The following is an 11841-nucleotide window of genomic DNA, read 5'->3' as shown; positions in this document are numbered from 1 at the left end:
TTGGTTGCGACCCTGTTCCTGACCTTGAATATAGCGGCTGCCACGGCTACTACACTTGATAAAGCGGCTGATAAGGCGCCGACAAAGCCCATGCCCGTGGTGGCCAGTTTTTCCATCCTCGGCGATATGGTGGCTGAAATTGGCGGCGATTATGTTGAATTGACCAATATCATCGGCCTGGGGGGCGACGCCCATGCTTTTGAACCCACACCCGAGCATGCGCGCGCACTGGCGAACGCGCGCGTCCTGGTGGTAAATGGGCTGGGTTTCGAGACCTGGCTGCCGCGCCTTGTAGAGGCGTCGAATTTCCAGGGCTTGAAGATCGTGGCTTCTCAAGGTGTCGAGCCAAGACTGCTGGGTGACGAGGCCGCCACCCATACACATGCGGGCGATATTGATCCGCATGCTTGGCAAAGCCTTACCAATGGGATGATGTACGCGCGCAATATCGCTGCAGGGCTGGCCAAGGCCGACCCGGCGAATGCTTCGACCTATTCAGCGCGAGCTGATCGCTACATCGAAGAGATGAAAAAGCTGGACACGCAAGTGCGGCAAGCCCTGGACCAGATCGCGCCCGAACGGCGCAAGGTGGTCGTGCCGCACGATTCCTTGGGATACTTCGGCCAGGAATACGGCATCGAATTCATCCCGCTTGCGGGCATCTCAAGCCAGGCCGAGGCCTCTGCGCGCAATGTCGCGGCCATCGTGGATGAGATACGCTCGCTGGGCGGAGCGGCAGTGTTTCTTGAGGGCGCCACAAACCCAAGGCTGGTCGAACAAATAGCGCGCGAGACGGACGTATCGGTGGGCGGCACCTTGTATGCCGATACGCTCGGCGAACCCGACCAGCCGGCCGGAACCTATTTGGGAATGTTCAAGTGGAACGCCGGGCAGTTGATCTATGCCCTGACGCCAGCGCGTTGATGTTACTGCGTTGCCCGGCGCGAGCTAAGTTAGTCGCGCCGCCGCCCCGCGCGAGGGTGCGCCTGGTCATACGCTTTGGCCAGGTGCTGGAAATCTAGCCTGGTGTAGATTTGAGTGGTGGAAATGTTGGCGTGGCCCAGCAGTTCTTGCACGGCGCGCAGGTCTTGCGCGGATTGCAGCAGGTGGCTGGCAAAGCTGTGGCGCAGGCTATGCGGGTGCACGTTTACCGGCAGGCCGACCAGGGCCGCCACTTGATTCAATTGCCGTTGCACGACGCGCGGCGAAATACGCTTGCCGCGCGCGCCCACGAATAGAGCGGCATAGGTATCGGGGTCGAGTTCGGGCGAGGCTTCGCCGGCCAGCTTTGGTCGCGCTTCAAGCCAGCGAACTATAGCTTGGCAAGCCATTTTGCCCAGAGGAACGCTACGCTTTTTTCCGCCTTTGCCCAGTATGGTGGCTTCATTTTCTTCCAGCTGGATCCAGCTTTGCGATTCGTATTTTCCGCTGCGCAGGTAGCGCCAGTCGAGGCTGACAAGCTCGGCCAGGCGCAGGCCGCTTGAGTACAGCACTTCGAACATGGCCTGGTCACGGCATTCGATGGGGGTGGTGGGTTCGGGCAGGCCGGGGCGGTCGAGCAATACTTGTGCTTGCTCTACAGACAGGGCCTTGGGCAGGCTGCGCGGCACTTTGGGAGCGCGCACACCGGCGGCGGGGTTTTGAGCCATGCCGGCTTGGGGCGCCCACCATTTGAAGAAGCCGCGCCATGCGGCCAGGGCACGAGCCAGGCTGCGTGGCTGGTGGCCCTGGGCATGCAGGCGGGCAATGGCCTGGCGGATATGGCTTTCGGTGTAGTGTTCCAGGCTGGCGCCGGGGTGCAGCTGGGCCAGGTGGGCAAGATCGCGCCGATAGCCTTGTAGGGTATGGCTGGAATAGCGGCGGTTGCCGTGCAGGTATTCCAGCCATTGCCGCATTGGCTGCGGCAGATCGGCTATTGGCGTGACCATTTATGCGCTTTCAGGCGACATGTGTACCGGCGTGCGCAGGCGGCACAGGCTGGCGCTGGCCAGGTCGTTGATCGTGCTAAGGAAGTCGGTGGCCATGTCGGCAGTGAAACGTTCGGGGTCGTCTGACCCCAGCACCAGCAGTCCGAAGGGTTCGTCAGAGTCGGCCGGACGCAGGGCGACAATGGCCAGCGAAGCGGGCGGCGTGCCCAGCCAACCGGCGGCCTCTTGGTTTTGCATGGGCCCGCAATAGGGTTTGGCCAGGTCTCGGGCGTATTGGCGGATGCTGTCGGTGACGTCTTGGTTGAACTCGCTGTCGGCCAGCGCCGATAAACCCCACAGGCGCAGTGCGATGGCTTGCAGGTCGAACAGATCGCCCAGGCTGCGCACGATGTGGCCGGGCAGTTGGGTGGCGTCGTCTTCGGCCAGCATGCGGCAGCACCAGGCCATTAGCGTCTTGCTGATTTTTTGATTGCCGGCCGCATTGTGTATAAGCCCCGAAAGCTTCCATTCCAGGTCTTTGGTTTTGGCTCGCAGCGTCATGATCTGGCGCTCGCCAAGCGAAATGGCGCGGGTCTCGTGGGGATGGGGCACGCGCAGGTTGGCGAACAAGCCGGCGTGCTCTTGGAAGAAGTCGGGGTTGGTTTGCAGGAATTGGGCCACGTCTTCGGCGTTGAGGCTGGTGCTCATGGGTGCGGTACTTCCTTGAAAGGGATGGAATTTGTTAGGGCGTCGATATCGACCTGGCCGCTGAATACGCTGACAGCGGGGCCGGCAAGCTGTAGTTCGCCGCCGCGCCAGGTAATGGTTAGCGGCCCGCCCCGAGTATGGACCAGCACGGGGCTGTCGAGCAAGCCTCGGCGTATACCTGCAACGGCCGCAGCGCAAGCGCCGGTGCCGCAAGACAAGGTTTCGCCCGCGCCGCGCTCGAAGACGCGCAGCTTGATGGTGTGGCGGTCTATAACCTGCATGTAGCCGGCGTTGACGCGGTGCGCGAAGCGCGGGTGTGATTCGATGAAAGGGCCGGTTTGGCCCACGGGGGCGGTTTCCACGTTGTTCACAACTTGAACGACATGGGGGTTTGAAATGGCCACCACAGAAAGCGCCACCGTTTCGCCGTGCTGTTGCCGGGGAGAGTGCTCATCGTTATCTGCATGCGCGCCGCCCGAGTGATCGGGCGTGGCGCTGCGGGAAATGGAATCTGCGTTGCCCAGGCCTTTGAAGCTGCCCGGTAGCGGCAACAGCCACAGTGTGTCTTCGCCGCAAGGACGCGAGTCCAGGCCCTGGGTGTCGAATCCGGCATCGGCGGGGTCGAAACGTGTTCGGCCCATGTCGACGGTTACTTCGCCGGTGGGCGTTTCGGTAAGCGTGATGAGGCCGGTGCTGATTTCAGCCCGCAACGGGTTGCGGCCCGATAGCTTCTGTTCATGTACGAAGCGCACGAAGCAGCGTGCGCCGTTGCCGCAATGCTCTACTTCGCCGCCGTCGGCGTTGAAGATGCGGTAGCGGAAATCGGCCTCGGGGTGCCGGGGCGGCTCGACCAGCAGGATTTGATCCGCACCAATGCCGAAATGCCGATCGGCCAGCGCGCGGGCGCGCTGCGGCGTCATCTCGATGGATTGACGCACGCCGTCCAGCACAACGAAATCGTTGCCGGCGCCCTGCATTTTGGTGAAATTCCAGATCATGTTGGTGTTGAGTGGCTGTTCGAACGCGGTTTGAGTGAAAGCGATGCATTCATATTGGCTATTGCATCAAGCACGGGATATTGTTGCAGTTAAAGCACAAGGGCCGGACGCGCGTGAGGCCATTTTCAATATGGCCGCTCTTCGCCCGGCGGACGGGTCTTGAAGCGGCGATGTACCCAATAATACTGCGCCGGGTCGGGTTCGACCCAGGATTCAATCAGGCAATTCAAGCGCGCGGTGGCCTCTTCCAGTGACTGTTCCCCAGGAAAGTCGGCAATGGGCGGCAGTACGTCGACATGGTAGTGCCCTGTCTCGATGTCAAGCCGATTGACGATGGGCACGACGGCCGCCTTCCACGTCCTGGCAATTTGCGCGGTGGTAAGCAGGGTGGCGGCTGGAACGCCGAAAAAAGGCGCGAATACGGCGCCTTCGGTGCCCCAGTCCATGTCGGGCAGGTAGTACACGGGCACGCCGTTGCGTAATTGGCGAATCAGGCCCCGCACGCCGTCGCGCCGGCTGATCAGGTGCACGGTATTGAAGCGCCCCCGGCCGTGGCGCACCAGTTGGTCTACTTCAGGGTCGCTTTGCGGGGTGTACAGGGTGGCCGAGGTTTCTAGAAAGAGGGTCAGGCGCGTGGCGGCGGCATCCAGGCCGATGAAGTGCGGAGCAAGCAGAATGATGGGTTTTTTGGCGTCAAGCAGGGCCTGCAGATGCTCAAGGCCGGATATCGATATGGTGTCTTCGATGCGCCGGCGTTCGCCGAACCACAGCAGGCCGCGATCGACCACCGACTGCGCCAGCAACTGAAAGTGCTTGCGCAGCATGGCTTCGCGTTGTTGCTCACTGTGTTGGGGAAAGCAGATTTTTAGATTGGTGCGTACGATGTGCGCCCGCGAGCCCAGCAGGCGCGGCGTGAGCCAGCCCAGTATGCGACCCCAGCGCAAGCGAGTGCGGGTGGGGCGACGGCCGAAGTACGAGAATATGGCGCTTAGCAGGCGGGTCTTGTTTACTTTCATGCCGCGACCAACATCAACTCTTGTTGTCCGAGCCGGCCGCGCGCTCTTCGTTCGGCGCGCTGGCTGCAAATGTGTCGCACGAGCTTTCGGTGTGCTGCGCGGCTGCTTGCCCCGTAACACCAGCAGCGGGCGGCGGCGGGGCGCCGGCGGGTGTCTTGTAGCGGTTGTAGCTCCATAGGTATTGCTCGGGAAAGCGTCGTATGAGGCTTTCCATGGTTTGATTGATAAGAGTGGCCTGCTCCAGCGGGTCGGTGGGGAAGGGGTCGGGCAGGCGCAGATAGTGTATGCGCCATCCCTTGCCGTGCGGAAGGCGTTCGCCGGCGGTCAAGATAACCGCCACGCCGGTTTGTGCGGCCAGCTTGCCGGCCAGGGTCATGGTGTAGGCGGGGCGGCCAAAGAAGGGCGCCCACACGCCGTCACCCTGTGCCGGCGCCTGGTCAGGCAGCATGCCCACGGCTTCGCCGCGCTTGAGGGCGCGCACGAACTCGCGCACGCCCTGCATGGTGGCGGGAACGGCGCGCAGCGCCGACGTGTTGCGGGCGCTTTCCATTACCGGCGCCAGAACCTCTTTGCGCGGCGGACGGAACATGACAGTGATGGGGCCGTGCAGTGTCTGGTAGCGGCCGGCGATCTCGAAGCAGCCCAGGTGGGGGGTAAGGTAGAGAATGCCGCGCCCTTCGGCCAGGGCTGTTTCGACCACGGCGTTGTCGTTGCTAACTGTTTTTGCCAGGCTTTGCTCGTTGCGCAGCCACACTTTGGGCAACTCCATGACCATGGCGCCGGCCTCGGCGGCGGCACGTCCGGCAAACGCAGGGTCGGTGTAGCCGGCCTGGCGTGCATGCTCTTGGATGCGATGACGGTATTTGCCCGGCTTGGCATAGGCGATGCGCCCGGCCATGCGGCCCACTGCGTGCAGTAAAGGCAGCGGCAGCCACGCCAGAAAACGGAATACGGTCAACAGCATGAAACCCTTATAACCCTTTTGTAATTATTGATAAGAAGCCCAGTGCGGTATTTTCGCTTAAAATGCGAGCTATCGCTGAGTTAACCGACAACTTGCGGAGCGATGACGACATCGGGCTTGCTCAATTCGTCTAAATACTGCTAAAGCGTCGCGCCCCGTGTAGCAAGCCGTTCAAGCCGAGGTGCAACGCGTTTCGTTCAACACTAACGAGCCGTTGCAGGCTCATAGGACGCATCGCCGTGGTAGCTAATAAAGATTTCCTCTTCACTTCTGAATCTGTTTCCGAAGGCCACCCCGACAAGGTCGCCGACCAGATTTCTGATTCCATCCTCGACGCCATTCTTACCCAAGACCCGTATGCGCGGGTGGCCGCCGAAACCCTTACCAATACGGGCCTGGTGGTGCTGGCTGGTGAAATCACCACCACCGCCAACGTAGACTATATCCAGGTGGCGCGCGACACGATCAAGCGCATCGGTTACGACAACACCGACTATGGCATCGACTACAAGGGTTGCGCCGTGCTGGTGGCCTACGACAAGCAGTCGCCCGACATCGCCCAGGGCGTCGACCGCAACCCCGAGGCCAATATGGACCAGGGCGCTGGCGACCAAGGCCTTATGTTCGGCTACGCCTGCGATGAAACGCCCGACTACATGCCCGCCGCCATCTGGTATTCGCATCGTCTGGTGCAGCGCCAAAGCGAGCTTCGCAAAGACGGGCGCCTGCCCTGGCTGCGTCCCGACGCAAAGTCGCAGGTTACTTTCCGCTATGTCGACGGCAAGCCAGTCGAAGTGGACACGGTGGTGCTTTCCACCCAGCATTCGCCCGATATCTCGCAGGCCGACATCCGCGAGGCGGTCATCGAAGAAATCATCAAGCCCAGCTTCCCCAGCGGCCTGCTTACGGCACAAACCAAGTTCATGATCAACCCCACGGGCATCTTCGTCATTGGCGGCCCCCAGGGCGATTGCGGGCTTACCGGCCGCAAGATCATCGTCGATACCTATGGCGGCGCCTGCCCGCACGGCGGCGGCGCTTTCTCGGGTAAAGACCCTTCCAAGGTCGACCGCTCGGCGGCCTACGCCGCGCGCTACGTGGCCAAGAACATTGTGGCGGCGGGCCTGGCAAGCCAGTGCCAGGTGCAGATCAGCTACGCCATTGGCGTGGCCGAGCCCATCAATATCACGGTCAATACCTACGGCACGGGGGCAACCAGCGACGAGCAAATTGCAATGCTGGTGCGCGAGCACTTCGACCTGCGGCCGAAGGGTATTATCAACATGCTCGACCTTCTGCGCCCCATTTACGCCAAAACGGCGGCCTACGGCCACTTCGGCCGTGCCGAACCCGAATTTTCCTGGGAAGCCACCGACAAGGTGCAGGTACTTAAGAAAGCGGCCTGATCGCCGGCCACAGCCTCCCGGCTTATGCATTGCGCGCCTTGTTTTGGCGGGGCGCCATGCTTTGTATAAGCGCGGGGCCTTGCTCTTTATCTGTGTCCCCGGGATGTAGCAGCCGGGCTTTGCGACGCGGCGGCGGCCTTGTCGGAGATCGTGCGCGCTTGGGTGGATTAGGAGTTTTTATGGCCGACAATGGCAAGTGGACGCCCGACGAAACGGGACGCGACCCTTCTTTCAATCCTGATGAACGCGACTCGCCCTGCGTGGCGGTGTGCTCAACGCTTTACGATGATGTCTGCCGGGGTTGCGGGCGCACGGTGATGGAAGTGGCGAACTGGGTGTTTTTCTCGGAAGAAGAAAAGCGCGCTGTGTGGGAAAGAATACTTAAAGAAGGGTATCCAAGACGGAATGGATAAATAGTGAAAGATAACGCTGTGCCTGCCATGCCGCCCGACCGTGACGACGAAGCCTCAGCCGAGAAACGAGACATGACAGAGCGGTTGTCTGAGCCGACCGAACAGTCGTCCAAGCCTGTTTCCGCTGCAGGGACAGGTTCGGCGCCTGAAACCCGGCTTGCCCAGAGCGTCGATGCAAGCCATAAGGGCAAACCTCGCACCGGTACGGGGAAAAGACGTGCGACGCAGCTGATATTGCTGATTACGATCACCTACGTGTCGATGAATTTGCGGGCTGCCTTGATTGGCGTGGGGCCGGTTGTCGATTCGATTCGGACGGGCTTGGGGTTATCGGGCACAGAGCTGGGTGTGCTGTTTACCTTGCCGGTTTTGTGCTTCGCGATATTTGCGCCGTTTGCGCCGCGCTTGTTGCGTCTGCAAACGCCCGAGCGCCTAATTCTGTACAGCTTGGTGGCCCTCACCGCGGGCATAGCGCTGCGCAGCACGCTGGGGTCGTTGGGTTTGTTCGCCGGCACTTTCCTTCTGGGGCTGGCTATTAGCGTGGTCATGGTGATTTTACCGGGCCTGATCAAGCGGCATTTTCCCGTTAACGCTAGCTTGATGATGGGGCTGTACTCCACGGCGTTGGCGGCGGGCGCGGCGACGGCCGCGGGTGTCGCGGTACCCCTCGAGCTTTGGCTGGGCGACTGGCGTTTCTCTTTAGGGTTCTGGGTGGTGCCGGCTTTGCTGGCCGTCTTGGTATGGGCCCCTCAGGTAAAACACGAAACCACTCTCGACATGCCCAGGCCCGGCGCCGAGCCGCGCTTGCGCAAGAGTTGGCTGGCGTGGCAGGTGACGCTCTTTATGGGAACGCAAAGCGCAGTCGCCTATTGCGTGTTCGGCTGGCTGCCGCTGATACTTATCGAGCGCGGGCTTAGTGCGGTGGATGCTGGCTTTGTGCTGGCCGGGCTGATGACACTGCAGCTTTCCACCTCGATCGCAGGGCCGTGGCTGGCAACACGTGGCCGCGACCAGCGGCCGATGATTTTTCTCTTCTTGATGCTGGTGCTGGTAGGCCTGCTGGGCATGATCTATGCCTCGATGGACATGATCTATTTCTGGGCGATGGTGTTTGGCCTGGGCTTTGGCGGCATGTTCAGCGTGGCCATGTCTTTGCTGGTGCTGCGCTCACCCACCCCCCAGGTGGCGGCTTCGCTTTCCGGCATGGCGCAAGGGGTGGGCTACCTTATCGCAGCGGCCGCGCCCCTGGTGGTGGGGATGCTGCACGAATACACGGGCGACTGGAACGCCGTGATGGCGTTTTTGGTGTTCTTGATCGTGGCGGCCATGTGGTCGGGGCTGCTGGCCGGACGGGCGCGGCTTATTCAGTAATCGGCTACAATTGACGCCACTTTTCCTGAGGAGCGCTGCGACGGGTGCAGGCGGGCCATTATTGGCGTTCGCTGCCCCGCTAGGCTCAGGATTCTTTAGCATTTAACGGCGCTCATCATCTCCTGAATGCAGGCGAAGATGAGCCAAGCCGTTCAAACCTCTTCGTCCTGCACAGGTTTACTGGGAATCTCCATGAACACTGTTGCCGACACCACTTTTTCTGATTACAAGATCGCCGATATCTCGCTGGCCGAATGGGGCCGCCGCGAAATCGCCATTGCCGAAACCGAAATGCCTGGCCTGATGGCCACCCGCGAAGAATACGCTGCCGCCCAGCCCCTGAAAGGCGCGCGCATTGCGGGCAGCCTGCACATGACCATCCAGACCGCGGTGTTGATCGAAACACTGGTGGCGCTGGGCGCCGAGGTGCGCTGGGCTTCGTGCAATATCTTCTCTACCCAAGACCACGCCGCCGCGGCGATCGCTGCCGGCGGAACCCCCGTGTTCGCCATCAAGGGCGAGACGCTTGAAGACTACTGGCAGTACACCCATCAGATATTTGATTGGCCCCAAGGCCGTCACGCCAACATGATCCTTGACGACGGCGGCGATGCCACCTTGCTGCTGCACCTGGGCGCGCGCGCCGAGAAAGACATATCGGTGCTGGCCAAACCGGGTAGCGAAGAAGAGCGCGTTATGTTTGCGTCCATCAAGGCCAAGCTGGCCACCGACCCAAGCTGGTATTCCGAGCGTCTGGTGACAATCCAGGGTGTTACCGAAGAAACCACCACGGGCGTGCATCGCCTGTACCAGATGGCCAAAAAGGGCGAACTGGCCTTTCCGGCCATCAACGTCAACGACTCGGTCACCAAATCCAAGTTCGACAACTTGTACGGCTGCCGCGAATCGCTGGTCGACGGTATCAAACGCGCCACCGACGTTATGGTGGCCGGCAAGATCGCCGTGGTCTGCGGCTTTGGCGACGTTGGCAAGGGTTGCGCCCAGGCGCTGGCCGCGCTGCGCGCCCAGGTTTGGGTTACTGAAGTTGATCCCATCTGCGCCTTGCAGGCATCGATGGAAGGCTACAAGGTGGTAACCCTGGAAGAAGCCGCCGACAAGGCCGACATCTTCGTTACCGCCACCGGCAACTACAACGTGATCACGCGCGGGCACATGGAGCGCATGAAAGACCAGGCCATTGTCTGCAACATCGGCCACTTCGATAATGAAATCGACGTTGCCGGCGTTGAAGACCTGCAATGGGAAGAGATTAAGCCCCAGGTGGATCACATCATCTTCCCCGACGGCAAGCGCGTCATCCTGCTGGCCAAGGGCCGCCTGGTCAACCTGGGATGCGCCACCGGCCACCCCTCGTTCGTGATGTCGGCGTCGTTCACCAACCAAACCATCGCCCAGATCGAACTGTTTACGCGGGGCGACGCCTACGCCAAAGGCCAGGTATATGTTCTGCCCAAGCATCTCGACGAAAAAGTGGCGCGCTTGCACCTGAAGAAACTGGGCGTGCAGCTTACCGAACTTAGCCCCGAGCAGGCCGACTACATCAACGTACCCGTCAATGGCCCGTTCAAACCCGAGCATTACCGCTATTAAGCGCTAATCAAAAAACAGCCGGATCGCGCGCCGGGTTCACGGCGCGATGTCCGGCACTATAGGAGCCCGACCATGGAAATTCTGCTTATCTGGATTCTAAACGCGGTGGCCTTGCTAATCGTCGCCTACATTTTGCCGGGCATAACGGTCGCATCATTCTGGGCAGCGCTGATAGCGGCGCTGGTGTTGGGCTTGCTCAATACCTTGGTCAAGCCAGTGCTTATACTGCTTACCCTGCCGGTTACCATCGTCACGCTGGGCTTGTTCCTGCTCGTCATCAACGCCCTGGTGTTCTGGTTCGCAGGTTCCGTGCTAAAGGGCTTTCATGTCAACGGCTTCTGGTGGGCCATGTTGGGCGCACTGGTCTACAGCATTATTTCGGGCCTGCTCTCGCGGGTTATCGCTTAAATGAGTTCTTTGTTTAGTTTAGAGTTTTTCCCCCCGCGCGACAACGCCGCCCAGGAAAAACTCATCCGTTCGGCCAAGCAGCTTGAGGCTTTGCAGCCCGGATATGTCAGTGTCACTTTCGGCGCGGGCGGCTCCACCCGCAGCGGCACCGCCGACGCCGTCGGAATCTTGCAAAAGCTGGGCTTCGATGCTGCGCCCCACCTTTCCTGCATCGGCGCCACTCGCGCCGTGCTGGCCGATATCCTGCAAGCCTACAAACAGCAGGGCGTACGCCGCATCGTGGCGTTGCGGGGCGACCTGCCTTCCGGCATGGGCGGCGACACCGGCGAGCTTCACTACGCCAGCCAACTCGTGCGCTTCATTCGCGAAACCACAAACGACTGGTTCCACATCGAGGTGGCCGCGTACCCCGAGATGCACCCCCAGGCCCGCAACGCCGCCGCCGACCTGGACTATTTCATCGAAAAAGTACAGGCCGGCGCCGATGGCGCCATCACCCAATACTTCTTCAGCGCCGAGGCCTATTTCGACTTCCTCAACCGCGCCCGCGCGCGCGGCGTGACGGTGCCCATCGTGCCGGGCATCATGCCCATCACCAACAGCACCCAACTGCTGCGCTTTTCTGACATGTGCGGAGCCGAAGTGCCACGCTGGATACGCCTGCGTCTGGCCGAATTCGGCGACGACAAAGCCTCCATCCGTGCCTTCGGCGAAGAAGTCGTCAGCCGCTTGTGCCAAACCTTGCTGGACCAAGGGGCCCCAGGCCTGCACTTCTACACCCTCAACAACGCCCAGCCCACCCTGGCCATCACGCGCAACCTAAGCGTTCCAAGCACCGTAGCTGCTTAGAAGTTTCCGTCATCGTCAGCATCTAACTTCAGGGCCAGGGGCGGCATATAGTTCTTTGTCCGTTCAGCGCGCGCCGAATTTCTCGTGCCCAGGCGGGGGAAGTCGACGACAGCCTGTCTGAGCTCCGAAGCGCGCAGCGCTGAGGGCAATGGAATGGACGCCTCCACCCGGTTTCGGCATATAAAGATCC

At 61.1% G+C, this 11841-nt stretch carries 13 protein-coding genes and 1 riboswitch; of the genes, 7 read left to right on the top strand and 6 right to left on the bottom strand.

Annotated elements, in window-relative coordinates:
* A complete protein-coding gene (locus tag ACIY1O_RS17135) occupies window positions 1-924 on the top strand; it encodes a metal ABC transporter solute-binding protein, Zn/Mn family (RefSeq protein ID WP_487047377.1) in 924 nt (307 codons plus the stop codon).
* Window positions 925-953: 29 nt separating this feature from the next.
* Here the strand turns inward: ACIY1O_RS17135 and xerC are convergent, their stop codons facing one another.
* From xerC to ACIY1O_RS17110, 5 genes are all read right to left on the bottom strand, one after another.
* Window positions 954-1928 carry a tyrosine recombinase XerC gene (gene xerC / locus ACIY1O_RS17130; RefSeq protein ID WP_397476302.1) on the bottom strand — a complete coding sequence of 325 codons (975 nt, stop codon included), beginning with the start codon at window positions 1926-1928 and terminating at the stop codon, window positions 954-956.
* Window positions 1929-2615, bottom strand: coding sequence for a DUF484 family protein (locus tag ACIY1O_RS17125; RefSeq protein WP_397476301.1), 687 nt, complete (start codon window positions 2613-2615; stop codon window positions 1929-1931).
* On the bottom strand, window positions 2612-3613 hold the full coding sequence (dapF, locus tag ACIY1O_RS17120; protein ID WP_397476300.1) for a diaminopimelate epimerase: 1002 nt from the start codon (window positions 3611-3613) through the stop codon (window positions 2612-2614). Before dapF ends, ACIY1O_RS17125 begins: the two co-directional genes overlap by 4 nt.
* Before the next feature lie 125 nt (window positions 3614-3738).
* Window positions 3739-4629 (bottom strand): lysophospholipid acyltransferase family protein, encoded by an 891-nt coding sequence (locus tag ACIY1O_RS17115; RefSeq protein WP_397476299.1) that lies wholly within the window; start codon window positions 4627-4629, stop codon window positions 3739-3741.
* A 13-nt stretch (window positions 4630-4642) separates the two neighbouring features.
* A complete protein-coding gene (locus tag ACIY1O_RS17110; RefSeq protein WP_397476298.1) occupies window positions 4643-5593 on the bottom strand; it encodes a lysophospholipid acyltransferase family protein in 951 nt (316 codons plus the stop codon).
* Window positions 5594-5832: 239 nt separating this feature from the next.
* Between ACIY1O_RS17110 and metK the strand changes: the two genes are divergently transcribed.
* From metK to metF, 6 genes are all read left to right on the top strand, one after another.
* Complete coding sequence (metK, locus tag ACIY1O_RS17105) at window positions 5833-6999, top strand: methionine adenosyltransferase (RefSeq protein WP_397476297.1); 1167 nt, start codon at window positions 5833-5835, stop codon at window positions 6997-6999.
* Between the two features lie 179 nt (window positions 7000-7178).
* Window positions 7179-7412, top strand: a complete 234-nt coding sequence (locus tag ACIY1O_RS17100) for a DUF1289 domain-containing protein (protein ID WP_397476296.1) — start codon at window positions 7179-7181, stop codon at window positions 7410-7412.
* A gap of 3 nt (window positions 7413-7415) precedes the next feature.
* Window positions 7416-8783, top strand: a complete 1368-nt coding sequence (locus ACIY1O_RS17095; RefSeq protein ID WP_397476295.1) for a CynX/NimT family MFS transporter — start codon at window positions 7416-7418, stop codon at window positions 8781-8783.
* 21 nt (window positions 8784-8804) lie between these two features.
* Window positions 8805-8904: riboswitch (S-adenosyl-L-homocysteine riboswitch) on the top strand.
* A gap of 71 nt (window positions 8905-8975) precedes the next feature.
* On the top strand, window positions 8976-10394 hold the full coding sequence (gene ahcY, locus ACIY1O_RS17090) for an adenosylhomocysteinase (RefSeq protein ID WP_397476294.1): 1419 nt from the start codon (window positions 8976-8978) through the stop codon (window positions 10392-10394).
* Between the two features lie 72 nt (window positions 10395-10466).
* Window positions 10467-10802 (top strand): phage holin family protein, encoded by a 336-nt coding sequence (locus ACIY1O_RS17085; protein ID WP_397476293.1) that lies wholly within the window; start codon window positions 10467-10469, stop codon window positions 10800-10802.
* Window positions 10803-11651: a methylenetetrahydrofolate reductase [NAD(P)H] gene (gene metF, locus ACIY1O_RS17080; protein WP_397476292.1), complete on the top strand. Its 849-nt coding sequence runs from the start codon at window positions 10803-10805 to the stop codon at window positions 11649-11651.
* On the opposite strand, the gene ACIY1O_RS17075 is transcribed toward metF, so the two are convergent.
* A partial coding sequence (locus tag ACIY1O_RS17075; protein ID WP_397476291.1) for a hypothetical protein occupies window positions 11648-11841 on the bottom strand: 194 nt, incomplete at its 5' end. The genes metF and ACIY1O_RS17075 overlap by 4 nt on opposite strands.

Origin of the sequence: Pusillimonas sp., from assembly GCF_044464525.1 — a bacterium.
Taxonomy (GTDB): domain Bacteria; phylum Pseudomonadota; class Gammaproteobacteria; order Burkholderiales; family Burkholderiaceae_B; genus Pusillimonas.
The sequence above is the reverse complement of the archived record's forward strand: the minus strand, read 5'-3'. Positions and strand labels throughout refer to the sequence as shown.

What these genes read in the sequence shown, in the direction of transcription:
- xerC (WP_397476302.1), bottom strand. Translation starts at nt 1,928, where the DNA reads ATGGTCACGCCAATAGCCGATCTGCCGCAGCCAATGCGGCAATGGCTG.
- ACIY1O_RS17100 (WP_397476296.1), top strand. Translation starts at nt 7,179, where the DNA reads ATGGCCGACAATGGCAAGTGGACGCCCGACGAAACGGGACGCGACCCT.
- dapF (WP_397476300.1), bottom strand. Translation starts at nt 3,613, where the DNA reads ATGATCTGGAATTTCACCAAAATGCAGGGCGCCGGCAACGATTTCGTT.
- ACIY1O_RS17125 (WP_397476301.1), bottom strand. Translation starts at nt 2,615, where the DNA reads ATGAGCACCAGCCTCAACGCCGAAGACGTGGCCCAATTCCTGCAAACC.
- metF (WP_397476292.1), top strand. Translation starts at nt 10,803, where the DNA reads ATGAGTTCTTTGTTTAGTTTAGAGTTTTTCCCCCCGCGCGACAACGCC.
- ACIY1O_RS17115 (WP_397476299.1), bottom strand. Translation starts at nt 4,629, where the DNA reads ATGAAAGTAAACAAGACCCGCCTGCTAAGCGCCATATTCTCGTACTTC.
- ACIY1O_RS17085 (WP_397476293.1), top strand. Translation starts at nt 10,467, where the DNA reads ATGGAAATTCTGCTTATCTGGATTCTAAACGCGGTGGCCTTGCTAATC.
- ahcY (WP_397476294.1), top strand. Translation starts at nt 8,976, where the DNA reads ATGAACACTGTTGCCGACACCACTTTTTCTGATTACAAGATCGCCGAT.
- ACIY1O_RS17110 (WP_397476298.1), bottom strand. Translation starts at nt 5,593, where the DNA reads ATGCTGTTGACCGTATTCCGTTTTCTGGCGTGGCTGCCGCTGCCTTTA.